Genomic DNA, 25487 nt, shown 5'->3' on the forward strand with positions numbered 1-25487 from the left:
TTTATTTGGCGGACTTAATGTATTGATTCACTTGCTGCTCCAATATCGGAAATGGCATATTACCGTTTCGAAGAAGAACGGAATGAAAAGTTTTAATGTCGAAACGATCCTTGAGCTCGCTTTCCGCTTTCTCTCGAAGGGATTGGAATTGATCATATCCGATGGCATAGCTCGTTATTTGTCCGGGAGAAGCAAAGGCTTTGTCAATCAAGTACATTTCCGGTCCAATCATGCGTACCATATACTCATAAGCTTGTTCTCTTGTCCATTTCAGCCCATTAATACCCGTGTCGATAACGGTTCCAACGTATACATTAAGCAAATGAGTTTGTACCGTCTTCTGATCAAGCAAGCCCATCTCTACGCCTAAAGATTGAGCATAGGTTGCCCATCCTTCTGTGAATCCGGGTACATTAGTTATTTTACGGGCTAATGGAATTTCCGGTTGGTTGTATTGAATAGAATATTGAAAATGATGTCCTGGAATACCTTCATGCACCGCAGTCATTTTAGCTTTCTCTTCGAAAATCGATCTGTAGGGCGGGAAAAAAAATCTTCCATTCCTATCGCCATTAATAGAAGGGGGGATATAAAACGCGCCTGCATACGAAAATGGAGCCGGATTTAACCGCACATCCACGGGATTGTTGGGAATAAGCGCTTCTTCAAACCAATCGGACAATTGAGGCTTTATTTCCGACAAACTGCGGTTAACCGTTTGCAGTAATTCATCTCCTGCTACGCGTTGGTTTACAGCTGTAGTCTCTTGTGCTTTCCCCGGGACTGGGCTTCTTAGCTCCTTGACAATCTCTTCCGCTTTGCGTTTGGCGATCTCGTGAATTTCCAGAGGACTGAAGTCCGTGCCCGTGTAAAGTCTAAGCAGAGCAGAATAGTACTCGCCGCCACCCGGCTGACTCCAAACTCCCTGACCCATGGATGCTTGCTTCAGAAGATCGTTTTGGATCACATCGGCAAGTTTGCCGTAAGAAGGCACTACATGATCACTTAAAGTCTGTAGTAACGCCTGTTTCAGTTCCTGTTCTTTGGACGGTTTGAGCTTTATCTCCGATAATTTCTCTACATATGAAGTGTACAATACCGTTTTTTCCGGTTTCGTGTTCGGCAAACTTATGAGTATTTCCTTCAAAAATTCAGAAGTGGGGATGAACCCTTCCTCTTGTTTGTCCTGAATTCTGTCTATGAAATGTGCGACCTTGTCCGAAAACCCATTCAACGCAACAATATAATTTTCTGCATCTGCTTGGTTACGAATCGGATAGTTGTTAGCGAAATACGGCGAGAATCTGGTTAGGTTAAGATATCCGTTGGTGTTCAAATCCGAATATTTGTTCAATTGTTGTGCCGCGCTTAGTTGCCATTTGACGATATCGTAGGTAAGCTTGTCTTCCGAGGAAAGCTTGGCAGCGTCGTATGCATCCAACTTTTTCAATAATTCTTCAGTATCATCGTTTATTTGTTGGTAATAGGCATCCGAGTAGTCGGAAAGCTTAGTGGGATCCCACCCTAGACCATTCACTTCTTCCGCACCATAATAAAGCTGAGACTCGGGATCCTCATTCAGGATGGCAACCGCTATCTTTTGAATCATGGTGCCGAAGTCCTCTGATTTATGTTGATCCTGCCATAACAAACCACCTACAGTCAGCAAGACAAGTAATCCTGCTGCCAATAAAATAGTCAATCTGGTGTTCTTAAACATCTTTCTTACAAGGTTCATGTATTAATCTCCCCTTTATAAAGTATAAGAAGAATATATAAGATGAACCTTTGATTTCCCTTTGAAAAACTACTCGTTTATTTTTATTCTGAGTATGTAGCCCAAACCTCTTACGGTTTGGATATATTGATCGGCATGCCATGGAGACAGCTTCTTCCGAAGATAATGGACATAGAGCTCCACGATGCCAATTCCCGCTTCCGAATCGAGTCCCCAAATTCGGTTATAGATTTGCTCCTTCGTCACGATCTGCTCTTTATTCATGAGCAGGTACTCAAGCAACTCATATTCCTTTTCTGTTAAAGTCAGCTCTTCTCCTGTGACCGTAATTGCTCGATTTCTAACTTGAATAGCAATCGGGCCGTAGCTAATCTGCTCTTCTTGATTAACCTTGCCATAACGGCGCAGCAGCACTTTAGCTCTGACGATCAGCTCTGGAATCTCGAATGGCTTCACCACATAATCGTCCGCTCCGATCGTTAACCCTTTTACCCGGTCGTTCAATCCGTCTTTTGCCGTCAGACAAAGAATCGGGGTATCCACTCTTTGCTTCTTAAGCTCTTGGATGATTGTAAATCCATCAACCTTAGGCAGCATAATATCCAAAATAATTAAATCGAACTCGCCGTACAATGCGTGATGCAAGCCCTCTTCTCCGTTATGACACTCCGTAACCTTATGCCCTTCATCCTGCATAACTCTTGCAATTGTATGCGATATTCCAATATCGTCCTCTACGATCAACAGTTTCATAAGCTCCTCCATGGATGAACAAATATGGGATAGTATAACATATTTCAACGGGTTTGTGAGTCCACTGCTGATAAGATTCCCATTTATTCTTACCGGTCTAGTTATCATATGCTTAGCCAGGTTGCCACCGGATTCCCCTCATAACTAATCCAATCGCTTTAGCTTCTTATCCCCACAAAGGGTGGATGGGCTTGGGCTGTTTGCAAGATGTTGGCAGTTGTTTGCATACCATCAGAATTGAACTATCGTGTCCCATTCCTTTTACTGATTTTCCAGTTGTGGATGCGGCTCTGATATTACCTTCTCCTTTAAGAGGGACACTGAATCCACGTTATCTAGAAGATTCAAGAGGAAAAATTTTCACTGTACCAGATTAGTTATCCTGTTGGAATGGCTGTATGGAAGTCAGGACGTACTACGGGGATTACTGCAGGAATAGTTGAAGCGATTGGGGTGGAAACCTTAATTCAAACCCCTATTGGAAGGAGACGTTTTCTCTCTCAGTCGATAATCCGACCAAGAGCCGGTTCAGTACCAACCGCTCCTGGAGATTCTGGATCTGTTTGGTTAAAAGATGGACCGGCGCAATTTGCAAATTATGCTGCTGTTCACCATTCTAGTTCCGACTGTACTTCTTGAACAATACGTGCCCATTCATTCAGTGCTTCATCACTGTAAAAATAAGGAACATCATGTTCTGCCCCTGCAGCAGGATGTTCAATAAGTACTCCTTCGGTGATAATGAGCCCAACTTCATATTCTGCTCTACGACGCTAATAAGCAGCTACATCAGACCCTGGAACTCCATTTGGTGAAAAGCACCTAGTCATAGGTGCCATCACAATACGATTTTTTAGTGTTAAATTTCCAAGTTTTACAGGTTTCAACAAGGAAGTAATATAATTGTTTGAAATCATAGTTTTAACACTCCTTTAATTGTATTTAGTGTTGGATTCAGCATCGCCTGAGAGAAAATTTTCAGGGAGCACAACAATACTTTTTTGAAATATTCCATAATAGATGAGTTCAACTTGTGATTTAAGTCATTGATACATTAGAATGAGACTCCACATACTTTCTTTTTCACTTATACTTTAGTCTTTTCTTCATCATTTCTTTCAGAATGTCAGAGGCTTTCTCATCTGAAAGGTCAAGAACGTACATTAATTCGTTTTTCAGTAACTTACATGCAGCTTCAAGTAATAGTTTGTCCTGGAAGCCCAGTTTAAGTTCATATTGAGGGGCACAGACTAGATCTCGAATCACTTCAGTTACACAAAAAATATCTCCTGTTTTCAGCTTTAGATCTAGCAATTTTTTTCGCTCGAATGCAAGAAGTGGTAATTCACAAAACTTTTCAAAGAAATGAATTTGGGACTGTTCTAACATGTCCTGGCTGGTTAGAGGCCGAATCCCCTGTTGTTCTGCTGAATCTTCAGGAATAAAAATATCCATTTTGAGTTCTTCAAAGTAGACTTTGAAGTAATCTTTTTCTTTGTCTTCATACAAACGTGTTACTTTTTCCTCCAAAAGTCCAACACCATGTAAAGGATAAAAAACCATTTCGCCTGCTTTAATTCCATTCATGATTTTCCCCCTTAAGATTAATAATCTTACACTTCAAGAAAATCCTGAATTCGTTCTTCTGAGAAACAATCACTCAATTTTCTTAAAGCCTTAATCAGAATTTGGTTGATGCGTTGCCGAGAAACTCCGTACACCTCCCCTATCTCATGGAGAGTGCGCACTTCACCATCATCTAATCCATAACGTAACCGAAGTACGCTTTCTTCCCTTTTACTCAGAGTATTAAGAACATTGTTTATCTTCTCCTTCATAAGTTTTCGTTCTACCAGCTCCTCCGGTTTGCTTTCATTTATATCCTCAAGCAGGTCTCCCAGTCTTATGTTCTTATCTGCTCCAATCTCCAAATCTAGGGACAAAACTTGTTTTTCTGCAAGTTTTTTTATGGTAAGAATTCTGTCCATAGGCATATTCATTCTGTGGACCATCTCCTCAGGAGTAGGTTCACGGCCGAATTCTGTAAAAAAGAGTTCTGAACTCCATGTCCACTTCTTCAGCAACTCTACCATGTGTGTAGGAAGCCTGATTGTCCTTCCTTTTTGCACAATAGCTTTCTCTATTGCTTGACGAATCCACCAAGTAGCATAAGTACTAAACTTGAACCCTTTCTGAAAGTCAAACTTCTCAACCGCTCTCATCAGGCCTAGATTTCCTTCCTGAATCAAGTCAAGCAGCGGCATTTCAGTCCACTTATATTTGCTTGCGATATTGACGACTAGACGTAGATTAGCCACTATGAATTTTAGCTTGGCTGCTTCGTCCCCTTGCTTAACTTTCCTTGCCAGATTCCTTTCTTCTTCATTAGAAAGGAGCGGCACAGCACCGATATTATCCATGTAAAATCGGATGGAATCATTGGTCGTTCTTTTCCTCAACTGTTGCAGATGGACATCTCTCTTCTCTTTAGATGTTCCTGCACGTTGTTCAATATGTTTCTTATTCATTTGGCTCCTCCTAACCATTAAATTTCCTGAGGAGCCAGTTCCGACAAGTGTTCCTGTTTCTAGTACTTGAACATAATCTGCCATTACAGCTACTTTAACTCATCTCTAGCAAACTTCGCTCTCAGTAATATTTATAAAAGATGTGTCTTCAAGACGTTTTACATTATCATTAAAAAAAATTCGATAATATATTGTTATAAGAATTTTGTGTGGAAAATCCCTCTATATTGTACCTAATTACTAATTATTCATTCCAGATCGATCATTCAAACTATCAGGTATATAATCGTGACTCTCCTGCACAGTTTTACTTGTATTATCATCGACCGGTTCTTGCTCCCATTGCCGAATTTCATCTTCTAATATGCTTGCTTCATCGGGGTGATCCATGAAATATTTCTTTGCAGAATCTCTCCCTTGTCCTAGTCTTATTTCGCCTCTGAAAAACCAGGATCCAGACTTCTGAACTAGTCCGCGTTCAATTCCTATATCGATAAGTTCCCCTATCTTCGAAATACCTTCTCCATACATAATATCAAACTCAGTCATACGAAACGGTGGAGCCAACTTGTTTTTTACAACTTTAACACGAATGTGATTTCCTACAATTTCAGTTCCATTTTTTATGGATTCTATGCGACGAATATCAAGCCGTATGGAGGAGAAAAATTTTAATGCTCGCCCCCCTGAGGTAACCTCTGGGCTACCAAACATGACACCAATTTTTTCTCTCAACTGATTTATGAAAATGATCACACAATGTGTTTTAGAGATTGAACCTGTCAACTTTCTTAATGCTTGACTCATGAGGCGTGCTTGCAATCCCATATGGACAGCACCCATCTCCCCTTCAATTTCTGCACGAGGAACCAGAGCCGCTACTGAATCCACAATAATAACATCTACAGAACCAGATCTTACTAATGCTTCTGTAATTTCTAATGCTTGCTCCCCTGTGTCAGGCTGGGAAATAAGCATTGAATCGACGTCAACCCCTAATGCTTTTGCATACGTTGGATCCAAAGCATGTTCAGCATCTATATATGCCCCCGTTCCACCCAATTTTTGAATTTCAGCTACGACATGGAGGGCTAATGTAGTTTTGCCCGATGACTCTGGACCATAAATTTCGATCACCCTGCCTTTTGGCACGCCACCTATTCCCAATGCCAAATCGAGACCAATAGAGCCTGTTGAAATTGTTTCAATCGTTCTGTTAATGGAGTGTTCTCCTAAACGCATGATAGATCCTTTTCCATATGTCCGTTCTATCTCAGCTAATGCTTTTTCCAGCATTTTTTGTTTTTCAACCTTAGATGTATCATTTAGTGCAATGTTCACAATTAATGCCCTCCTTATTGATTAACAAAACTTCCAGGCAAGTTTGCCTAACTCTTCATTTGTCTTGCGAGGTAAAAGATTAACAAATATAAAAAAGAAAACACATCTGAAAACTTGGTTTTACACCTCAATGATTCATTTGAGAAACTAACCAATGCATTTGATGGTTTAAAGATTAATAGCTTGATCTGTGGATTTTTATTTTAGCATTTCAGAAAAGGGCTTAACCTGTTAACCAACTTGTTAAATTAATTATATCACATACATGTCAAGCGACTACGACTGTGTGAATGTGACTATTTCTCGAACTTTTATTCAAAGTGAAACACATTACAGGATTAAAGACCGCTGATCTCCTTTTTTTGATCAGCGGCTGGCTATTTAATTTACTTTAATAACTTTTATAAATGGCCTGTTCTGACTGTTTTGATATGCTCCATTTTGTTAACTTCGATGACAGCAGTGATTATTATTTCTTTTTTTTAGTAGAGGACTTTCTCTTTGATGCTGCTAATTCACGAGCAGCTTCGGCGGCCACTTCGCGTTCCTCTTCTTGTCGCTGCTTCTCAGCTTCAATCTGTTTCTGATTTTGATAATATTGAGCGATCACAAACTCTTGAACGGCAGGATCGTGCATCCACAAGTGCTGCACGAAGGCATCGGGAAAAGTAAATCCTTTTTGCCCTAAGGGTTCTGCAAATTGAACATCAATCCGGTTGTCTGTGTTGCTCACAACAAATCCTTCACCGAAACGAATATGCATGACTTTTTGACTAATTAGTTCCATTGCTCTCAGTGCCCCTTCAACTCATTTTTCAAAAATCTTCCGGTGTAGCTTATTTCGCATCTGGACACTTCCTCCGGTGTACCAACGCAAACAAGCTCTCCTCCATGTATTCCCCCTTCGGGTCCTAAATCAATTATAAAATCAGCGTTTTTGATCACTTCCAAACTGTGCTCTATAACCACAACGGTGTTTCCACTCTCAACCAGTTCATGCATGATATTTATCAATTGATGCACATCGGCTATATGCAAGCCTGTAGTTGGTTCATCCATAACATAAAGGGTGCTTCCCGTGGCTGGCTTCAAAAGCTCTGTCGCAAGCTTGACCCGTTGAGCTTCTCCGCCGGATAACGTGGTAGAGGCTTGTCCTAGTTGAACATAACCAAGTCCAACTTTGCAAATCGCAGCGATCCTTTTCCGTATTTTAGGCATATTTTCAAAGAAAACTAATGCTTCTTCTGCTGTCATAGCCAACACATCCGCAATATTTTTACCCTTATAATAGATTTCCAACGTTTCTCGGTTATAACGTTTGCCTTTACATACTTCGCAGGGAACATACACATCTGGAAGGAAATGCATTTGAATTTTCATAACACCATCTCCTGCACACGCTTCACACCGTCCTCCTTTGACGTTAAAAGAGAATCTTCTGGCTTCGTAGCCGCGAACTTTAGCTTCGCTTGTTAATGCAAAATGGGAACGGATGAGGTCGAACACACCTGTATACGTGGCTGGATTAGATCGCGGCGAACGTCCAATTGGACTTTGATCGATATGGATTACTTTATCGAGGAATTCAGTCCCTTCTATCGCTCTATATTTTCCAGGTTTCGTCTTGGCTCTGTTAAGTTCTGTAGCTAGTTTCTTATATAAGATCTCATTTATCAGACTAGATTTTCCTGAGCCCGAAACACCCGTGACGCAAGTGAGTGTGCCCAGAGGTATATAGACGTCAATATCTTTCAAGTTATTTTCCGCAGCTCCAATAATCCCTAATTTTTTTCCGTTGCCAAGGCGCCTTTTATCAGGAACTTCAATTCTTTTCTTGCCTGATAAATACTGGCCAGTTATAGAGGTTGGTTCGTTCATTATCATTTCAAGAGTGCCCAGCGCTACAAGCTCCCCACCGTGTTTCCCTGCTCCCGGACCAATATCTACAATCCAGTCAGCCTGTCGAATGGTTTCTTCATCATGTTCCACAATAAGCAGTGAGTTTCCCTGATCACACAAATCCCTAAGAGCTGATAACAAGAGTGAATGGTCACGTTGATGTAATCCAATGGATGGCTCATCCAAAACATAGAGTACACCAGTCAAACCCGAGCCAATTTGCGATGCTAACCGAATCCGCTGGCTCTCGCCACCAGACAGCGTGCTAGAAACTCGAGAAAGTGTTAAATATGTCAAACCCACCTTTTTCATAAACAGAAGTCGAGCACTGATTTCGCTAACAATGGGAATTGCAATTGTATTTTTGGCTCCTGGTAATTCTAAGTTCGTTACCATATCAACAGCATCAATAACAGACAGCTTGCAGAAGTCAGCGATATTGATTCCGCCAACTGTTACCGCTAGCGTCTGTGGTGACAAACGATCCCCCAAACAATCTGGACAAGGCGGAGCTGCAAGCTCATCATTAGTTTCTTTCTGTGCATTAAACAAACGTTCATAGTCTCCCGATTGCAGTTGAATGCCCAGCCCATGACATGCTTGGCAAGCTCCTAGTTGATGATTAAACGAGAACAAACGTGGTGATAACTCAGTAAGTGATTTGCCACAGATAGAGCAGCTGTAACTCTGAGAAAAACACGTTTCTTGCAAACTACCATACTCATAAATCATGACGGTATCTCCTGAAAGAGAGAGAGCAATTTCAAGGGAATCTACTAAACGTTGAGCATCCTCTTCTCGTACAGTAAGCCTATCTACAACGATGTCGATCGTATGTTTTTTAGCCTTATCGATTTGTATTTCATCCGACAAATTGTAAAATGTTCCGTCTACGCGAACACGTGCAAAACCATTCTTGCGCGCTTGATCCAGTACATTACTATGCTCCCCTTTTTGTCCACGTATGATCGGAGCTATTACGGCAAATTTAGATCCTTGAGGAAATTGATAAATACGTTCGACAATCTCATCAACCGATTGACGTCCAATTTCCACTTTGCAATCCGGACAATGCGGTGTACCTGCTCTTGCCCAGAGAAGACGCAGATAATCATAAATTTCTGTCATAGTGCCTACTGTAGAACGTGGATTTCGTGAGGTTGTTTTTTGTTCGATTGCGACAGCAGGAGAGAGTCCATCAATGGAATCAACATCAGGCGTAGTAGCTTGACCTAGAAACTGTCGTGCATAAGCTGATAATGATTCGACGTATCTCTTTTGACCCTCAGCATACAATGTATCGAAGGCCAAGCTTGATTTCCCTGAGCCACTCACTCCTGTGAAAACCACGATTTGGTCTCGTGGAACATCTACGTTGATATTTTTCAGATTATTCTCTCTTGCACCTCTGACATTTATAAATTTTTGCACAAATAATCCCCCTGTCTAATACATGAAATGAAAGCGAAGCCTGAGAAGTAATATGCCGGAGACTAGGTGAAGATCATGTCCGATATCATTTAGATAATATTGCCTTCTCATTCATTTTTTTTGTGAACAAGTATGGTTTTCGATTGTATTGCCGCTGCTTTTGCACTTCTCTTTTGTAGATATTCACTTCTAATTCTAAGTTAGCCACTTCTTTCTGGAATTTATAAATATAAGCCTTGGTGTAATTAACCCCACTTTGTTCTGTAGCACAAAAATGTACTTTTAAAAGGAAACCATTTACACCGATTTCAAATTTGTAGAGATTCATCATCACTTACTCCTCTGATATTTTCGTTTAATAGAATACTTAAGCCATCATGAAACTAATCTTATGTTTGTTCATATTTGATCAGTTCAACAACAAACAGATAACATAAATTCTTCCTTCCCTGTGAAGCTTAGTCTAATTGCTTAAGTGGAGCATCCACTGGTTGAAAGTAAGATTTACATGTGCAATTAATAAAACCTTTTAAAATCATCTGTTTACTTGGTATAAGGAGACACCTTGTGACTAATAAATTGACTTAACTAATTGCAATAGTGCATAACTCACCTTGTCTAGTTGTTTGATTTTTGTGTTTCAACGCAATATTGGAACAATTTAAAAAGTTATTTTGTAAGCATACACTTTTCATAGTCGTACTAGTCAAGTTATTTTTTTAGCAAGCTTTAATCTGTTTTGTGTGTCCGTAATGTTGTTCCCATAATAGATTGACAATTTCATCTCTAGTGGGGGGTTGACAGGGGCATGCTATAATTAATTCAACATATAACTAAGAGATTTGAGGGGTTACTATGAATGAGATCAAGGCAGGCGGATTGCTTTTCTATCCCCTGCACGGTGTAGGAGTATTAGAAGAAGAATTAACACTTTTAATACAGGAAGGACAAAAGGAGTATTACAAACTTTACTTTGAAGAACTCAAAATGAACGTATGTTGCTAAAATCCCCATCGATAAGGCACGAAGTAATGTGAAACAAAGTGTTGACTTACGACTTAAAGGTAAAAAGAGTGACTTCACTTCGTTAACTCGTAAAATGAGTCGTCAGGTCCGAAAAAGTTCTAAGAAAGATTATAAACTGGAAGAAACTTCACTACAAGAATACTTAACTATGCGAAGCTAACAAGAATCGGAGCACGGCTCTTTATGAAAGAATCTCTACTCCAAAAGAATTACTTGAATTGGAAGACGCAGAGCTTGCTTTGTTGATCAAACCAGCAGCACACTATAACAGAAAAACAAAAAATCTGAAGACGATGTGCGGACAGCTCATTGAAAGACATAATGGAGAAATTCCTAATACAAGAGAGGAACTCCTTGCTTTAACCGGAGTGGGACGTAAATGTACGGATATCATGATGCACTTTACTTTTAGTAAGGCAACTATTGCTGTAGATACTCACGTTCATAGAGTGGTTAATCGTTTGGGAATAGCACACACAATCTCAAGAGAGGACACCGCAGATAAGATCAATGAAGTTACCCCCATGAGGTTTAAACACCATGCTCATGAATGGATTATTCAACATGGAATGAAGATTTGTATAGCACGTAAGCCATAGTGTCCAGAGTGTGCTTTGACTGATTTATGCGATTACTATCAATCTGAGTTAATTACAGGTTGAAGAATCAATTTTAGAAATCTGCTAAACACGACGGAGGAATTTATGTATATAGGGATCGATTTGTCAAGCGGAAACAACATTTCCAATACTTCACTAACTATACTAGAACGGACTAATAATCATAGTTTAAAACTTGTTTCAATCACAAGCGGACTTACTGATAAAGACATTTTAGAAGTAATTGATAATTATAAAGGAGATTGTGTCATAGGTATTGATTCTCCGTTATCTACTAATGGAGATAACAAATGCAGAGAATCTGATAATCAACTAAAAGAAAGATTAAAGGAAATCAATAATTATGTTCAGTAATTCCACCAACGAGTAGACACATGGTTGATTTATTTAACGGTTAGAGGAATAACACTTTCGAGAAGTATTAGCATTGCTTTTCCAAAAACTAAAATAGTAGAAGTTCACCCAAAAGCATTCTTGTTTTTGCATTTTTATCATTCTATTGCTACAGATATTCAAAATTATAAAGATCCAGATAATAAAAATGCAAAGATAAATATAATGGATTGTTTGTCTCAGATGATCTCTGGAATAGATGCTAATGAATGTTATTCTGACCATGATATAGACTCCATAGCTGCAGCTTATACGGCATTCTGTAGGGACGTAGGAAATCATGCTTTTTTATTTGACGGATTGTAATATGAAGTGCGACAGATGTTAAGAGAATAAAAAACAGCCCATGACTGATTCGTGTAGAATGAAGTTACCACACCACCCCTACACAAGGAGAATCAGAACATGAACTACACTCATTTTAGCATAATCGAACGTAGTCAGCTAGAAATCTTGTATCGATTGGAATGGACTAACCGAGAGATTGGTGAAAAGCTTGGGAGACACCACTCCGCTATAGCAAGGGAGAAAAAGCGCGGAAGCAAGGATGGAACCTACTCCGCAGAAGTTGCACAAGCTGCATATATGGAACGTCGAGCATCCTGAGCCCATACCTGTATCATCCGCCGATCTGCAAACTGTAACGTCTGGCCTTTACCGGACTAACATCACCGCACACTCGGCTCACTTTGCGTTCAGGACGGAAGCTACCATTTTTAAATCCTGTGATGATGCCCGTGCTTGCTGCATGAATCAGATCAGATGCTGTCCATAGCCCAGCAATATCGTTGAAAACAGTGCTTCCGTTGATGGATCTTTTGGTGGTGTCAGAACTTCATTCTGCACTTCTTCCTCGGACCACGGAAACAATAGCATAGGTCCTGGTCCTGACTGTTGCAAGGTGTACGTTCCGCTGTCGTATTTCCCTTCCACCTTCAGCGATTGGCCGTGACTCAGATAATAGAGCCCTGCCAGTGCGGTCGAGGATTTCAAATCATTTGGCAGGTGGATCTGAATCACATCATGTTATTCTTGGGATTATTCGTAACAGGATTGTTCTGTACAAAGAACAATCCTGTCTACGCCCGCCAGAGCATTTTTAGAGATTAGATGCTCATAATTTCGGCAATGGAACAATGTTCTTGTCCCGCGACACTTTTTGAATAACCTTTAATCTCTGCCGGGGCTTCAACCTTAGGATTTCTCCACCAATTGCCTGTCAGCTACCGAGCGTCTCGGCACTTACTCGGGTTGGACTTTCACCAACTAGCAATTAACGGCTTGCTGGGCACGTAAAAAATATAAAAGAGGCTCCAAAAAGTCAGCTTTCACCGACTTTTTGGGCAGCCTCTTGTCTAAGTTATTCCCTTACACAGTTTGAACCAGAAGAATCTCATCTATAATCGGAATCTCTCTTTTTAGCATAGCTAAGAGACTCTCGTCAACGGTATTATCAACTTCGCAAATCGTAATCGCAGGACCATTGATTTTTGAACGTTCATTTCCCATGCGGGCGATGTTGCATCCTTTTTCCTGAATTATCCATGATAGATCTGCAATGACTCCATTTCGATCAGTATGGCGGATCACTAGGGTTGGCCGTTCACCGCTAAATTTTAACGGATAACCATCAAATTCTTGGACTTCCACTTTACCCCCACCTAAAGAGCTTGCTAATACCTTTATCTTATGCGATTCTCCCTCTAATTCAATCAAAACGGTGTTCGGATTGTAGCTTCCAAGAACTCGTTTTGTAAATTCATACTTTAATCCATTTTTTTCGGCTAATTCTTTCGCATTCGGAATGTCATCATCCATCATTGTTAACCCGAGAACACCTGCTAAGAGAGCTAAATCTGTCCCGTGTCCCTGGTAAGTTTCAGCAAAAGAGCCCATCAGGGTGAACTTTGCAAATAGAGGTTTTTCGTTTAAAAGCTGGTAAGCAATATTACCAATCCGAACAGCCCCGGCTGTATGAGAACTCGAAGGCCCCACCATTACAGGACCAATGATCTCATAAGCACTTTGGTATTTAACCGGCCCACTGGCATTAGCTTTGCCCCCTAGAATCTTCTCTTTTATTTGTTGCCCTGCTGGAGTTCCAGCCAAACCTCCCATTCCCGTTTCTCTTAACGATTCGGGCATTTGCTGTCCGACCTCATGCATTATTTGAATGACTTCATCCGGAGGAATCATGCTACTCACCCCAGCTAACACCATATCTGCCGCAGCTAGAGCGGTAATGGCATGTAAACCGTTGCGATAGATGCACGGAATTTCCACCAGCCCGGCAACAGGATCACAAACCAATCCCAATGAAGCTTTTAACGCAATCCCAACCGCATTTCCCACCTGCTTTGGTGTTCCGCCAGCAAGTTCTACTAATGTACCTGCAGCCATTGCAGTGGCTGACCCAATTCCAGCCTGGCAGCCGGCTTCAACCCCTAATATCGAAGCTTTATTGGCAATCACTAAGCCAAGTGCAGCAGCAGTAAAAGTCGACTGTACAACTTGGTCACGGGTAAATCTTCCGCTGTCTAGAGCATGAACGAGTACAGCTGGCAAAACCCCAGCCGAACCGGCTGTTGGTGTCGCTACAATTCTCCCCATTGCCGCATTAACCTCTGATACTGCAAGTGCATTGGCTGCGGCCTGTAAGGTTGTAGAATTGACAAAGGAGTTCCCATCTTTAGTATACTCATAAAGACGGTTTCCATCTCCCCCAGTTAAACCAGTACGAGACATTACCGGACTCTCAGTTCCTCTGCGAACAGCCTCCTCCATAACCGTAAATTGTTCTGACATTTTTTCAATAATCGTCTCTCTCGATAAACCTTTCTGTACCGCTTCTGTTTTTATCATTAATTCTGCAATAGTTATATTCTCCCGCTCTGCCATTCCAAATAATTCCTGCAAATTTGTAAAAGACATGTTGTCACCCCTTTAAGCTAATCGATGCTGTTGCAAAAAGATTATTCCACCGCAGATAAAAAATCAAGAACTTTTATCACACCATACTTCGTAATATTAAGAAGGAATCAAATAGTCAAACATTCGACTTATGACCATCAGCAGGTTTGGCGCCAACATAAAACATACTTCCCGGAACCTTTTCCTAATAATATGCAAAATCCTCCGAGCTTGAAAATGGCGGCGTTTCTAAAAGTGAGTCATTCCTTATCATTGCCAGACAGGATAGGGATAATCATGCGAATAGGTTAAATCATATGTTATACTAAATTCCTGCGCAAGCTCTGATAGGATTCGTTGAATACTCTTTCCACAGTTGAGCGGACTTCGTTGGACATCATACGAACATCCCCTTCGAGTTCTCACTGTCTTTAATGATATTAAACGAACTTTTCTCATCAAAGGAACCGATTGTTATGGTCCCCATATCAAACGGGTTATTGCGGCGGCAAACAATCGTCTGCGTTGCGACAACAAAGTGGCTTGCTGCGACAATATTAGTGTAAACCCAATCACGAATGAATCGACTAATCAATAAAAAGAGAGCTTGATCAGATGCCAATGACAAGTCACCTGATTAAGCTCAAAAGATATAGATTAAATTATTTAATTAGAAGAATGCTTTCAAACTTGCTAGAACAGTGAGAACGCCCACAACAATGACAAATACATTGCTAAGTTTTCCTCTGTATTTAGCTAGTACAGGAACTTTACGGATCGCATACATTGGTAAAACACATAAAATGGCAGCAACTAACGGTCCGCTGAGAGTATCGATAATTCCAAGAATGCTTGGATTTGCATAAGCAGTATACCAGCATGTTAAAACTACAAAAACAAGGATACCTCTCTTAACTGTTTTTTCTTTTAGGTCTTTTCCGCGCGCTTTACCAGACGAGATAACCATGTCACGCATTACCTCGTATACTCCTACATAATGGCCAAGAAAGGACTTTGTTACGGCCACAAACGCAATAATAGGAGCTGCAATAGCGATTACAGGCGAATTAAGCCGATTGGCAAGATATGAAAGTATTGATAAATTCTGTTCTTTTGCCATTGCAAGATCATTTGGAGTCAAACACAAGACACTGCTCCAAACAAAGAACATAACTACACCGAATGTCATTATATAACAAAATTTTTGTATTTGAGCACATTTGGCGTCAGCAGCTAGTATTCCATAAGTTTGTTTCTGTTTCACAACAAATGACGATATCATAGGAGAATGATTAAACGAGAATACTATGATTGGCAAAATCAACCATATCATACTGAAGTATCCTCCTACTCCTGTTGGAGCATTAGTAACACTTGAAAAACTAAGCATCGACGTATTCCAATTTGGAATTAAAGATATTGAGATAAAAAGCAGCGAAGCTATGAAAGGATAAACTAGCATGCTCATTACCTTTATAGTAATATCTTGACCAAAATTCAGTATAGCTATAAGACCGAGTACTAATACAAGCGATAAAATGGCTCTTGGTGGCTCATTCATGTGCAATTGATTCACGATAAAACTACTTGCAGTATTTGTTAGTGCAACCGAATACATCAGCACGATAGTATAAATTGAGAAGAAATATACTATGTTAAAAATTACACTTGCCTTATTACCGAAATACTTTCTTATCGTACCTGTAATCCCCTCTTCAGCAGAATCGGAAGCGCATATCATTTTAGCCATCGCCCTATGCGAGTAATACATGACAGGAAATGCAAGTATTGTAATTAACAATAATGAAAATAAACCTCCTGCTCCCGCATTAATAGGTAAAAAAAGTACGCCTGCTCCAATTGCAGTTCCAAAAAGGCTCAATGCCCAGGTGGTATCTTGTTTATGCCATTTTTTGGGATTTAGATGTTTTTCATTATTTACTGTAGTATTTTCCGCTGTAAATTCAAGTTTTTCCGCTGTATTCCCATTCATATTATAATTCCTCCCTGTATACTGTTTCAAAACCACTTTTATTGACACAAAAATAATTCTAAGACCTTACACCATACACGGGATAGCTCTATCTAGTTTTTATCTTTCTTTTCTAGTAACCTTTTCTCCAAAAATTTTGTTTTTAATAGCAATTCCTGTGGGTGTGGCTGCAACTCCGCCTAAACCTGTCTCTCTTAATTCGCGAGGCATCTGTCTTCCTACTATAAACATCGCTTCTATTACTTCGTCAGCATTGATGATGTTGATTACGCCCGCTAATGCAATGTCCGCTGCTACTAAGGCATTAGCCATTCCAATAGCATTTCTCTTTACACAAGGAATTTCTACCAAACCTGCAACCGGATCACAAACTAAACCGAGTAAGTTTTGTAGTGCAGTTGAGAAAGCTTCAGATGATTGCTGAGGTGTTCCTCCGGCAGCTTCTACTGCTGCTGCTGCAGCCATTGCTGAGGCACTACCTACTTCAGCTTGACATCCTCCGAAGGCTCCGGAAATACAAGCGTTATTTGCAACTATCATTCCAAATAAAGCTGAAGTGAATAGAAAATGGATCTTTTCTTCATGACTTAACTGTAATCTATCTTGAATACTAAACAGTACTCCCGGGATCGTCCCACTTGCGCCTGCTGTTGGAGTTGCACAAATAACCCCCATCGCTGCATTTACTTCATTAACTCCCATAGCGTTTTGGACCCCGAACATCATCAAATCTCCAGAAAGGGTTTTCCCACTTTCACGATATTGTTTTATTTTAACAGCATCCCCTCCGGATAAACCGGTCGGAGAAAATACTCCGTTGCCCTCAGTACTTTTCTTAGCAGAATTTTCCATAGTCACTAAATTTTTTTCCATTTTACTCCAAATTTCTTCATAAGAAGTTTTAGTTTGCTCGATTTCCTGCTCAATTGCTAATTCATAAATTGGCTTTTGTCTTTGATTAGCCGCATCGATAATTTCCTTTATAGTCATGTACATAAAATGTTTCACCCCTAATCTAATTAAAGAATAATGATATTAGCTGTACTGCTAAAAGTCCTCAATTTCTTCTGAACATCACTAGGTAATTGAGAATCTAAATCAAATTCATATAAATATTTTCCTGACTTTTCCAAACTATTAAAATTGTTAATTTCCACATTATATTGTTTAAAGATCCTGCGTAATATAAATTCAAGGTCATCTCTTTCGGAAATCGCTATAATAACCGGCAATGGCCCTTGAAGATTTAAGCTAAACCCGTCAATTTCTATATGTTTGATTTCAATTAATCCGCCACCGACTGAAATACCCATTGTTCTAATACTTCGATTTTCATCCTCCAGATAAATATCTGCAGTATTCGGATGACCGGTAGGACTATCACCTGCTTCTTCTAAAAAGGTAATGTCAATTCCTTTAGATTCTGCTATTTCAATAGCACCGGGCACTCTACTATCATCAGTAGCAAATCCTAATATACCGGAAATAATTGCAAAATCAGTTCCGTGTCCTTTATGGGTTTCAGCAAATGATTCATAATACCTTACCACGACTTTTTTTGGAAGACCTTGAAATAATTTATTGGCAACTGTTCCAATAACTAAGGCACCTGCAGTATGTGAACTGGAGGGGCCGATCATAACCGGTCCAATCACATCAAAACAACTTTTGTAATTAACAACCTTTTTTTCTTTAATAGGTACTACCTTCACGTTCATATAAGTTTCCTCCCCATAGTTGCCATACTAGTTACTAGAATTACCAATCTAAATAAGGGACCGGACTACGATAATGTCAGCTTGAGTAAGAGGTTCAATAGCAACAGAAACTGTACCTAACAGTTATTACCTAATTTCATTTTCCGATGTCATTCCAACTAAAGGAATAATAGCACCTATCATGTAAGGGTTTTCAAAAGTAACAGTAAGAATCGAACCTTTTTCTTAGTACTAATTGTTCTCTTGGATAAATTATCGTTGCAATCAATGCTATCAAAACAACGATAATTTTAATCTGATCCTTCTTAAACAATTTAGAATAATTTAATACAGTAATTATTTTTTATTACTACATATATAAAATACCACATAAGTGATCATGATGTCAAAAAAATAATAATAAATTATTTTTACAGAAATTTATTATTACAATATTTGGGTGTTACCAAAGTCTGTTATAATTTCAGTATTATAAATAACCTGAATCCGTAACGATACATTTAATTTTTCTCTCTGTAAAGTTCCAAAAACCTTGTTATAATAGGTTATCTATCTATTTTGAATGCTGGCTTCCTCATTAAACGAAATCCTTGTCGTGAAAAGCCCGAAGCTTGGTTGGCTATAGCTAAAAAAAGAAGAATGCATCCAAGAACGTGAAGGAAAGCGCGTCTTTTATGGATCCGTAATGGTCAAACCGAAGCGAGCAATTTCATAGTGAATGAAAAATTTAGGAATAACTGAATGCTCTTATAAGGAGGAATACTTAATTGGATAATGAACTATTTCGACACTATCAAAATATAATGAATTATTTCGGGGGAATTTTGGGATCTAATTATGAATTTGTTTTACATGTTTTAAATCCTAATGGAGGTTCTCATATCGGTCACATAGTCAATGGAGACTTAAGTGGAAGATCTTTAAATGCCCCATTAACTAACTATGCAAAAAAATTAATCAACGAAAAAGTATATTTAAATAAGGATTATGTTTTAGATTATGTTGGAGAAGGACCAAGAGGTAAAAAATTTCGTTCATCAACTTTATTTATAAAAGATCGTGAAGGTCAATTACAAGGTCTTTTATGTATAAATTTTGATGCGGATGTCTATAGGAAAGTCGCAAAGGATATATTAAAATTGGCCAATCTAAGCTTAGATATAGAACTTATCGAAAAGGAAACTGATCAGGAACAACCTGTTGAAAAACTTACCGATAATATTCGTAATATCATTTATGCAGTAATAGATAAAGATATATTAGAATCCGGTGCTCAATTATCACCTGAACAAAAGAGACTTGCTATTTCTAAATTAAAAGAATACGGGGTATTTGAAATTAAAGGTAAAATAAATGAAGTTGCTGATATAATGGGAATGTCGGAATCAAGTGTTTATCGTTATCATCAAATGATATCGCGCAACGACAAGTATCTCCAATCGAACCAGAACAATTGAGCAATATCAAAAGGATGTTATTTATGAAGAGTTTCTGGCTCAAATACTGCAAAAGGAATAGGATTATCGACAGCTGGAGAGGTCAAGCCTGGTTATTTCAGCAGAGCTCTGAACATAATAAATACAACCGATTAACAGCAAAATTAAAGAGGCATTACGTAATTTCAATTTTATTACGCGATGCCTCTTCTTATATTACTACTCCCCTACCCCCCAACCTCTTCTCTCGATGCCTACCAACTCGTACAATGTTCGCGCGCGATTGAACAATCAATCCGTTACCTCGGACTTTGTTCATATCCTCTTGACGATGTGCACGACAAATCTTTAATTATGTTTCAAAACATTTTTGTTGAATATGCACTATCCTCACCTGATACGTCAATCTCTGGTGTTTCCCTCAATCCAAAACATTATACATTAGCCTTTGCAATCAGCTGCGTCTTATTTACTTTTGCCTTTTTCACAGTAACTGCATATTTATTTTCATGGGAGCTTAATGCCATTACTTCACTATGTCCACACAATTAGGGGGAAGTTTGTAATCCGTGATATGTTCGTAACTCTCAACAACAACCTGTCCCATATTATTAATTTGAAATTATATTCTATCCTTACCTACATCAAGATGAGGACCGACATATGGAATTACCGTAACGACCACATCAATATGTGATTCAGAGTATTTGAACTCCAGTGTAGTACCACCAAGGAATGGAGCAAATGTTGGTGGATAGGATAGCTTGTTTCTGTAGTAGTCTTTTATTTGTGCCTCTATGTTTGGTGTTAGAACGGTAAGCACAAGTCTTTGACATGAATCATCTGTAGATGAGGCGTAAGTCGGAGAATCAAACAAAATAGTACAGAAGAACAGAATCACTAATATTGTTTTTATTTTTATCATGATTTCACCTCAAAGGTTACTCTCGACAGAATCACGAAATACTATACGTTCTTGCTAAACTAAACTGCCCTTCGTATTATGAGATCAACCAGTTCTTTCTGGTTGATCCTTTTTTCATTTGCATAGAGGAATAAAGTAGCCGGGTCGAACGTACCTGCCCATGGGACTTGGTCCCGAATCATGTTTGAGGCTGGTTGGGACGCTAGATCCCGTATAACAAACGATGCTTAAAGAACCCCGGTTAGACTATCTTTGATTTAATAACTAGCTCCCAGGAACTCATCGAGACTAGCCAACAACTAGATGAAGTACTGAATCAATAGAACCTGTTGGCTTAAGCAGAAATCTGAAAATTGATATACGAGAGTCGCGAAAACGGCTCCTTAATTAAAATCATCGAAGCAATCAGTCTTCAGAGAAAACAAACTTCACAGTAATTCCAAATTCCATTTATAAAAAACAATCCGTGCGAATACATCCCACGGATCGTAGCCCCTCCACATTCTGCATGTCCACTTGGGTCAATATATTTCAGCGGATTATTCTGCACATACGTATACCGATTCAAATTCAGCGGGTTCGTCAGTTCCCCTTCATACGTATCCTCCGATATAAACCGCTTTTCCTCCGGCGAGTAGAAATTAGAATGTTACGCTTGTTCTGCCCAGTTAGCCGGATATGTTACATAGATAAATCGTGCATATTCTGGCACAGAAAATTGAATCTTACTTCCTTTTGGAATCAGGATCACTTCTCCTGGACCAGCTGACACCTTTGTACCATCAATGATAACATCCAGATGCCCCTCAATCACATAATCAATTTCATCATAGTTAAGAGTCCAGTCAAAGGTTGTTTCTTTCATCTCCATGATACCGCAGCCAAGTCTTGGACTTTCGTTTAGCGAAAAAAGATCTTTACAATAGACGATATCATTAGGGTTGCCTGTATCGAGACGATCCTCTTCTGTTACTTTCATATTTGGCACTTTAACAGAAGTAATCCCTCCAGGACCTCTATGAACGTTCTGTTTAATAGCATCAGCCCCTACTTTTTCCATGATCATTTTACGAACCATTTCTTCAATTATCTTTTTATCGATACTCATGGGTACCCTCCTCTACTTCTTAGATGTAGTTTTTTGGAACCATTTTACTTGCAATGAGCATAGCAACCATTACAGCTGTGATACACTTTTGAACATCGATTCTGTTCTCGGCTAAAAGGAGGTGTGAAGCAAATTTCACTACGGTATATGACTTCTTTCTCCGTAATCACAATACGCGGAACGGAAAACGATGACGCCATATTCTGGATATAAAGTTTGGATAGGAAAAGTTGTGTTGTTGATGTTCCCATATCTATTCCTACACTTAACAATTCTTCTGCCACTTCCTCATTTCCCATGCCATAAATAAACACAAAGAGACCTAAAGTTATACCGCTTCCTATCAAATAGGAATGCTATAACCTTAAGCCTCTTTGCTTTAGTAAGACTACGCCTTTGTAGTCCTCTATTACATTTTAAACGTGAATGAAACTGTTGTTCCACACGCTGTAGATTCAAATTGCATGCTCCCTCTTAGTTTATCCTCTACATAGCGCTATTTACAATAGATAAACCTAAACTTTTTTGTGAACATTCTTCAACGTTGAATCCTTTTCCATCATCTATTACTCCAATCGTGCAAAAGCCGTTGTTGGAACTCATAGAAATAACGATGTGTCCATGCTCACAATCTTGAAAAGCATGTTCAAAATAATTTTGCAACAATTCATTAACCTGAATTTCGAAAGTAATTTTTATATGTGAATCTTTATGCATATTTACAAGTTTTCTGGAAGAAAAAGAACGACCTCATTTGAGATCGTCCTCAGTTAGCAAAAACGGCTTGAAAGGTTCATCTAAAACCTCAAACTGTTATTTGTATTCTTCATACTCTTTTTTTAGTTCAGGCGGAGCATCTTTGGAAAGCCTACCGCCTACACTTTTTATTTCCCCTTCCTGTATTTTTCGAGAGCCTGCTCGATTGCTTCTCCTATTCCCCGAGCAACTTCACGCGGCTGCGAATTATGGTTATATTCAGCGAATGCCTCCGCGACAACTTCACGAGAATTAATTGAATGACTATCGTTAGACACTTCATAATCGCTTAGGTTATCTTGTGGCTGCAACAGGACCACTTCCGAGCCGGCCAACCCACATCATATCGACAAGTCCATAAGTCGTGGAGAATTACATTAAAAGGGAATTATTCGACATTATCTCCTAATGAACCTATGGGAACGCGAGTAAATAGAAGTTTTAACCTGATATCTGTATATTACTGTCGTTGTTTACGCTTACTTCGGGTTTGATCCAATATTTACCTTAACTTATACTGTAAATTATTAGCCTATTATTCAGCTAGCAACAAAATATTCAAGATAATGGATAGGAGAAAATGATAGACTTGTATTCGCATTTAATCAAAACGTAACCTATCGCACTCGTCTACTCTTTATTACTAGCGTTCAGCTTTTTGATGACTTTTGACTTCTAAACGATAGTGCTCGGAACTAAAATACGGAACGATTACAAAGGAGAGATTACTATTATACACACTTATTCCCGATTGAAAAAAACGTTGTCCATCGCTCTAGCCTCGACCTTGCTTTTATCATTAGGTACTTTGTCAAATGGAGCATACGCTTCAGAGAGTGGACAGACCTTTCCGACGAGTACATCATTCTCAAACACTGCAACTTCAATATTCGAAGAAAAAATTGTTGTCAAACTTAAACAACAAGCCTTCCTTCCAAGTAAAGAAGGAAAACTTCAATTGCAACAAGAAGTATCGCCGCTATCAGCTGTCCCAGAATTATCATTTGACCCGCTAATCTCGCAGCAATTCTTACCCTCATCTAACAAAGGCATTGCTGCTAGTCATTTTGCATCCGTGTTTGATCGCTATTATTATTCCAAAATTCCCGCTGGCGCTGACGTCGAACAGTTGTTACAAAAGTTGCGAAGCTTGTCGCTCGTTGAGGAAGCATATTTAAGCAAAAAACCAGAATTAGCTAATACACCTTTTCCGAACACAACACCTGTCCTTCCAGACAACGATCCGCGCTTCTCATTACAAAGTTATGCGCAAGCAGCTCCTCTAGGTATTAACGCTCCGTATGCTTGGCAATTTGAAGGTGGCGATGGCAAAGGCACCAAGTGGGCCGATGTCGAGTGGGATTGGGCTTTAAATCATGAAGATCTAGCAACTCACAACATACAGCTTTTGCCAGGTGGCATTAATGATGGAGGTGCTAGTCACGGTACGGCTGTACTCGGGGTTGTATCCGCGGTTGACAATGCTATCGGCAATATCGGGCTAGCTAACAAAGCAACGCCCATTGTATCCTCTTTAGTTCGTTCAGGTGGCGCAGCAGAAGCAATTTTAGCGGCCACACAAGTATTATCTCCGGGTGACGTTATTCTGCTCGAAATACATATCAATTATGGCGGTCCTTGGTTACCTATCGAAACACAGTCGGCAGAGTTTGATGCAATCCAATATGCAACAAGCTTAGGTATTGTCGTTGTAGAAGCGGGAGCCAACGGTGGTGCTGATCTCGATCAGTACAAGCATTGGGATAATAAATACATCTACAATCGGGATCTCCCAGATTTCAAAGATTCTGGAGCAATACTTGTAGGAGCGGGATCATCAACTGCACCTCACTACAGACTCGGCTTCAGTAGCCATGGCAATCGAATCGACGCTTTCGGTATTGGTGAGAACGTTGCTACCTTAAGTTCAACAAGTTCTGCTTCGACAACTGGTTATACCGACTATTTCAATGGAACATCTTCCGCTTCACCTGTCGTTGTAGGTGCGATTCTACAACTGCAAGGGATCGCTAAGGCTAAATTCGGCGAGCCGTATTCGCCAGCTGAAATTCGTAGAATACTGAGATGGTTACCGTTCAATACCCCGACTTCCGATATAGCAAATGATAGAATTGGTACCCTACCCAATTTGCAACAAATTATAACGAATTTACCTACGCCAGGTGCTGTACCTAACGATACAGTAGCACCACTAGCACCAACCAATCTAGTTGTTAGTACTACCACTGACACAGTTAGCTTGAATTGGACAGCTTCTACGGACAATGTTGGATTGATCGGCTATGACATTTATGTAAATAACGATCCTTTTGCTAAAGCAAGATCGACTAGCAACTCCGCTACGATCAGTGGATTAACAAGTGGTTCATATACGTTTACTGTCAAGGCTCGAGATGGTTTTAGTAATTTGTCTGCGGCAAGTAACTCGGAGACGGTTCAAGTTGACCCTTGCCCTATTCCATGGAGCGCTTCCTCCACTTATGTTCAAGATATTGTTTCATATAACGGAGTGAAGTATCAAGCCAAATGGTGGACGCAAAATGAACGTCCAGATCTGAAAAGTGGTCCCAACGATGTTTGGACTGTGCTCGGTCCTTGCTAAAAAGAATAAAAACTTGATTAAATAATAGAGAGGTAGGGGCATATCAATTCCCTACCTCTCTATTATTATCTTCGATAACCCCATACTTCTGCTCTGTAAGTAAATTCCTATTTGAAAAAACAATTGTCTTAAATAAAATATTTACATATTCTCAATTTACTTATGACAGATTGTCAAGTCAAGTGCGACAGGGCTTCCATGAAAGCTTCGTGAGCAGACTTCCAGCCTAGACATTTACGCGGGCGATCGTTAATAAGGCGGATGGCTTCAGCAAGCTGCTTACCGTTGA

At 39.6% G+C, this 25487-nt stretch carries 26 protein-coding genes and 5 pseudogenes; 8 read left to right on the top strand and 23 right to left on the bottom strand.

Features of this window, described 5'->3' with window-relative positions; genetic code table 11:
* Window position 1 precedes the first annotated feature (1 nt).
* Window positions 2-1738, bottom strand: a complete 1737-nt coding sequence (locus PGLA_RS12555) for a DUF885 domain-containing protein (RefSeq protein ID WP_068533180.1) — start codon at window positions 1736-1738, stop codon at window positions 2-4.
* Between the two features lie 69 nt (window positions 1739-1807).
* On the bottom strand, window positions 1808-2491 hold the full coding sequence (locus tag PGLA_RS12560) for a response regulator transcription factor (RefSeq protein ID WP_068533182.1): 684 nt from the start codon (window positions 2489-2491) through the stop codon (window positions 1808-1810).
* A gap of 390 nt (window positions 2492-2881) precedes the next feature.
* On the opposite strand from PGLA_RS12560, the gene PGLA_RS27980 reads away from it, so the two are divergent.
* Window positions 2882-3130, top strand: coding sequence for a chymotrypsin family serine protease (locus tag PGLA_RS27980; RefSeq protein ID WP_161487888.1), 249 nt, complete (start codon window positions 2882-2884; stop codon window positions 3128-3130).
* Here the strand turns inward: PGLA_RS27980 and PGLA_RS26760 are convergent.
* From PGLA_RS26760 to PGLA_RS12590, 7 genes and pseudogenes are all read right to left on the bottom strand, one after another.
* A pseudogene (locus tag PGLA_RS26760) lies at window positions 3121-3408 on the bottom strand (oxidoreductase); the annotation flags it as partial. The gene PGLA_RS27980 and the pseudogene PGLA_RS26760 sit on opposite strands and share 10 nt — an antisense overlap.
* A 166-nt stretch (window positions 3409-3574) precedes the next feature.
* Window positions 3575-4078: a CarD family transcriptional regulator gene (locus PGLA_RS12565; RefSeq protein ID WP_068533186.1), complete on the bottom strand. Its 504-nt coding sequence runs from the start codon at window positions 4076-4078 to the stop codon at window positions 3575-3577.
* Window positions 4079-4104: 26 nt separating this feature from the next.
* Window positions 4105-5019 carry a sigma-70 family RNA polymerase sigma factor gene (locus PGLA_RS12570; protein WP_068533188.1) on the bottom strand — a complete coding sequence of 305 codons (915 nt, stop codon included), beginning with the start codon at window positions 5017-5019 and terminating at the stop codon, window positions 4105-4107.
* A gap of 240 nt (window positions 5020-5259) precedes the next feature.
* Window positions 5260-6315: a recombinase RecA gene (gene recA, locus PGLA_RS12575; protein ID WP_068533252.1), complete on the bottom strand. Its 1056-nt coding sequence runs from the start codon at window positions 6313-6315 to the stop codon at window positions 5260-5262.
* 514 nt (window positions 6316-6829) lie between these two features.
* On the bottom strand, window positions 6830-7147 hold the full coding sequence (locus tag PGLA_RS12580) for a hypothetical protein (protein WP_068533190.1): 318 nt from the start codon (window positions 7145-7147) through the stop codon (window positions 6830-6832).
* A gap of 5 nt (window positions 7148-7152) precedes the next feature.
* Complete coding sequence (uvrA, locus tag PGLA_RS12585) at window positions 7153-9690, bottom strand: excinuclease ABC subunit UvrA (protein ID WP_068533193.1); 2538 nt, start codon at window positions 9688-9690, stop codon at window positions 7153-7155.
* An 85-nt stretch (window positions 9691-9775) separates the two neighbouring features.
* Window positions 9776-10021: a hypothetical protein gene (locus tag PGLA_RS12590; protein ID WP_145939544.1), complete on the bottom strand. Its 246-nt coding sequence runs from the start codon at window positions 10019-10021 to the stop codon at window positions 9776-9778.
* A 524-nt stretch (window positions 10022-10545) separates the two neighbouring features.
* Between PGLA_RS12590 and PGLA_RS27985 the strand changes: the two genes are divergently transcribed.
* The 5 genes and pseudogenes from PGLA_RS27985 to PGLA_RS12610 all read left to right on the top strand — a co-directional run bounded on the left by PGLA_RS27985 (window position 10546) and on the right by PGLA_RS12610 (window position 12335).
* A complete protein-coding gene (locus tag PGLA_RS27985; protein WP_161487889.1) occupies window positions 10546-10695 on the top strand; it encodes a CarD family transcriptional regulator in 150 nt (49 codons plus the stop codon).
* 206 nt (window positions 10696-10901) lie between these two features.
* Window positions 10902-11315: pseudogene (locus tag PGLA_RS12595) on the top strand (endonuclease III domain-containing protein); the annotation flags it as partial.
* A gap of 105 nt (window positions 11316-11420) precedes the next feature.
* Window positions 11421-11690 (top strand): DUF429 domain-containing protein, encoded by a 270-nt coding sequence (locus tag PGLA_RS12600; protein WP_068533198.1) that lies wholly within the window; start codon window positions 11421-11423, stop codon window positions 11688-11690.
* Between the two features lie 24 nt (window positions 11691-11714).
* Entirely contained in the window at window positions 11715-12035 is a 321-nt protein-coding gene (locus PGLA_RS12605) for a hypothetical protein (protein WP_068533200.1), read from the top strand.
* 99 nt (window positions 12036-12134) lie between these two features.
* The gene (locus PGLA_RS12610; RefSeq protein ID WP_068533202.1) at window positions 12135-12335 is read left to right on the top strand and encodes a helix-turn-helix domain-containing protein; all 201 of its coding nucleotides are present in this window, start codon (window positions 12135-12137) and stop codon (window positions 12333-12335) included.
* Window positions 12336-12348: 13 nt separating this feature from the next.
* Here the strand turns inward: PGLA_RS12610 and PGLA_RS29715 are convergent, their stop codons facing one another.
* The 7 genes from PGLA_RS29715 to sdaAB all read right to left on the bottom strand — a co-directional run bounded on the left by PGLA_RS29715 (window position 12349) and on the right by sdaAB (window position 18350).
* Window positions 12349-12540, bottom strand: coding sequence for an S-layer homology domain-containing protein (locus PGLA_RS29715; RefSeq protein WP_084411020.1), 192 nt, complete (start codon window positions 12538-12540; stop codon window positions 12349-12351).
* Complete coding sequence (locus PGLA_RS27990; protein WP_211269538.1) at window positions 12483-12662, bottom strand: hypothetical protein; 180 nt, start codon at window positions 12660-12662, stop codon at window positions 12483-12485. Before PGLA_RS27990 ends, PGLA_RS29715 begins: the two co-directional genes overlap by 58 nt.
* A 435-nt stretch (window positions 12663-13097) precedes the next feature.
* Entirely contained in the window at window positions 13098-14660 is a 1563-nt protein-coding gene (sdaAA, locus tag PGLA_RS29565; protein WP_068533205.1) for an L-serine ammonia-lyase, iron-sulfur-dependent, subunit alpha, read from the bottom strand.
* A 376-nt stretch (window positions 14661-15036) separates the two neighbouring features.
* Window positions 15037-15261: a hypothetical protein gene (locus PGLA_RS12625; RefSeq protein ID WP_068533207.1), complete on the bottom strand. Its 225-nt coding sequence runs from the start codon at window positions 15259-15261 to the stop codon at window positions 15037-15039.
* 48 nt (window positions 15262-15309) lie between these two features.
* A complete protein-coding gene (locus tag PGLA_RS12630) occupies window positions 15310-16632 on the bottom strand; it encodes an aromatic amino acid transport family protein (protein WP_068533209.1) in 1323 nt (440 codons plus the stop codon).
* 99 nt (window positions 16633-16731) lie between these two features.
* Window positions 16732-17628 (bottom strand): L-serine ammonia-lyase, iron-sulfur-dependent, subunit alpha, encoded by an 897-nt coding sequence (gene sdaAA, locus PGLA_RS12635; protein ID WP_068533211.1) that lies wholly within the window; start codon window positions 17626-17628, stop codon window positions 16732-16734.
* Between the two features lie 23 nt (window positions 17629-17651).
* Window positions 17652-18350: an L-serine ammonia-lyase, iron-sulfur-dependent subunit beta gene (gene sdaAB, locus PGLA_RS12640; RefSeq protein WP_068533212.1), complete on the bottom strand. Its 699-nt coding sequence runs from the start codon at window positions 18348-18350 to the stop codon at window positions 17652-17654.
* A gap of 767 nt (window positions 18351-19117) precedes the next feature.
* Between sdaAB and PGLA_RS12645 the strand changes: the two genes are divergently transcribed.
* Window positions 19118-19807 (top strand): helix-turn-helix transcriptional regulator, encoded by a 690-nt coding sequence (locus PGLA_RS12645; RefSeq protein ID WP_068533214.1) that lies wholly within the window; start codon window positions 19118-19120, stop codon window positions 19805-19807.
* Between the two features lie 601 nt (window positions 19808-20408).
* Here PGLA_RS12645 and PGLA_RS12650 read toward each other — a convergent pair.
* The 6 genes and pseudogenes from PGLA_RS12650 to PGLA_RS12670 form a co-directional block, all read right to left on the bottom strand.
* A complete protein-coding gene (locus tag PGLA_RS12650) occupies window positions 20409-20711 on the bottom strand; it encodes a DUF3888 domain-containing protein (protein ID WP_068533216.1) in 303 nt (100 codons plus the stop codon).
* 508 nt (window positions 20712-21219) lie between these two features.
* Window positions 21220-21342 (bottom strand): annotated as a pseudogene (locus tag PGLA_RS29720) (RHS repeat-associated core domain-containing protein); the annotation flags it as partial.
* An 18-nt stretch (window positions 21343-21360) separates the two neighbouring features.
* Window positions 21361-21819, bottom strand: a complete 459-nt coding sequence (locus PGLA_RS12655; RefSeq protein WP_068533218.1) for a cupin domain-containing protein — start codon at window positions 21817-21819, stop codon at window positions 21361-21363.
* Between the two features lie 88 nt (window positions 21820-21907).
* A pseudogene (locus PGLA_RS26775) lies at window positions 21908-22103 on the bottom strand (ethanolamine ammonia-lyase reactivating factor EutA); the annotation flags it as partial.
* 202 nt (window positions 22104-22305) lie between these two features.
* A complete protein-coding gene (locus PGLA_RS12665) occupies window positions 22306-22536 on the bottom strand; it encodes an ATP-binding protein (protein ID WP_068533224.1) in 231 nt (76 codons plus the stop codon).
* A 167-nt stretch (window positions 22537-22703) separates the two neighbouring features.
* Complete coding sequence (locus tag PGLA_RS12670; protein ID WP_068533226.1) at window positions 22704-22886, bottom strand: hypothetical protein; 183 nt, start codon at window positions 22884-22886, stop codon at window positions 22704-22706.
* Window positions 22887-23326: 440 nt separating this feature from the next.
* Between PGLA_RS12670 and PGLA_RS12675 the strand changes: the two genes are divergently transcribed.
* Window positions 23327-25198 carry a S8 family serine peptidase gene (locus tag PGLA_RS12675; protein WP_068533227.1) on the top strand — a complete coding sequence of 624 codons (1872 nt, stop codon included), beginning with the start codon at window positions 23327-23329 and terminating at the stop codon, window positions 25196-25198.
* Between the two features lie 173 nt (window positions 25199-25371).
* Here PGLA_RS12675 and PGLA_RS29725 read toward each other — a convergent pair.
* A pseudogene (locus tag PGLA_RS29725) lies at window positions 25372-25487 on the bottom strand (IS30 family transposase); the annotation flags it as partial.

It is taken from the genome of Paenibacillus glacialis (assembly GCF_001637205.1).
In the GTDB taxonomy this organism is placed as follows: Bacteria; Bacillota; Bacilli; order Paenibacillales; family Paenibacillaceae; genus Paenibacillus_AQ; species Paenibacillus_AQ glacialis.

What these genes read in the sequence shown, in the direction of transcription:
- PGLA_RS12555 (WP_068533180.1), bottom strand. Translation starts at nt 1,738, where the DNA reads ATGAACCTTGTAAGAAAGATGTTTAAGAACACCAGATTGACTATTTTA.
- PGLA_RS12560 (WP_068533182.1), bottom strand. Translation starts at nt 2,491, where the DNA reads ATGAAACTGTTGATCGTAGAGGACGATATTGGAATATCGCATACAATT.
- PGLA_RS27980 (WP_161487888.1), top strand. Translation starts at nt 2,882, where the DNA reads ATGGCTGTATGGAAGTCAGGACGTACTACGGGGATTACTGCAGGAATA.
- PGLA_RS12565 (WP_068533186.1), bottom strand. Translation starts at nt 4,078, where the DNA reads ATGAATGGAATTAAAGCAGGCGAAATGGTTTTTTATCCTTTACATGGT.
- PGLA_RS12570 (WP_068533188.1), bottom strand. Translation starts at nt 5,019, where the DNA reads ATGAATAAGAAACATATTGAACAACGTGCAGGAACATCTAAAGAGAAG.
- recA (WP_068533252.1), bottom strand. Translation starts at nt 6,315, where the DNA reads ATGCTGGAAAAAGCATTAGCTGAGATAGAACGGACATATGGAAAAGGA.
- PGLA_RS12580 (WP_068533190.1), bottom strand. Translation starts at nt 7,147, where the DNA reads ATGGAACTAATTAGTCAAAAAGTCATGCATATTCGTTTCGGTGAAGGA.
- PGLA_RS12590 (WP_145939544.1), bottom strand. Translation starts at nt 10,021, where the DNA reads ATGATGAATCTCTACAAATTTGAAATCGGTGTAAATGGTTTCCTTTTA.
- PGLA_RS27985 (WP_161487889.1), top strand. Translation starts at nt 10,546, where the DNA reads ATGAATGAGATCAAGGCAGGCGGATTGCTTTTCTATCCCCTGCACGGT.
- PGLA_RS12600 (WP_068533198.1), top strand. Translation starts at nt 11,421, where the DNA reads ATGTATATAGGGATCGATTTGTCAAGCGGAAACAACATTTCCAATACT.
- PGLA_RS12610 (WP_068533202.1), top strand. Translation starts at nt 12,135, where the DNA reads ATGAACTACACTCATTTTAGCATAATCGAACGTAGTCAGCTAGAAATC.
- sdaAA (WP_068533205.1), bottom strand. Translation starts at nt 14,660, where the DNA reads ATGTCTTTTACAAATTTGCAGGAATTATTTGGAATGGCAGAGCGGGAG.
- PGLA_RS12630 (WP_068533209.1), bottom strand. Translation starts at nt 16,632, where the DNA reads ATGAATGGGAATACAGCGGAAAAACTTGAATTTACAGCGGAAAATACT.
- sdaAA (WP_068533211.1), bottom strand. Translation starts at nt 17,628, where the DNA reads ATGTACATGACTATAAAGGAAATTATCGATGCGGCTAATCAAAGACAA.
- sdaAB (WP_068533212.1), bottom strand. Translation starts at nt 18,350, where the DNA reads ATGAACGTGAAGGTAGTACCTATTAAAGAAAAAAAGGTTGTTAATTAC.
- PGLA_RS12650 (WP_068533216.1), bottom strand. Translation starts at nt 20,711, where the DNA reads ATGATAAAAATAAAAACAATATTAGTGATTCTGTTCTTCTGTACTATT.
- PGLA_RS12655 (WP_068533218.1), bottom strand. Translation starts at nt 21,819, where the DNA reads ATGAGTATCGATAAAAAGATAATTGAAGAAATGGTTCGTAAAATGATC.
- PGLA_RS12665 (WP_068533224.1), bottom strand. Translation starts at nt 22,536, where the DNA reads ATGCATAAAGATTCACATATAAAAATTACTTTCGAAATTCAGGTTAAT.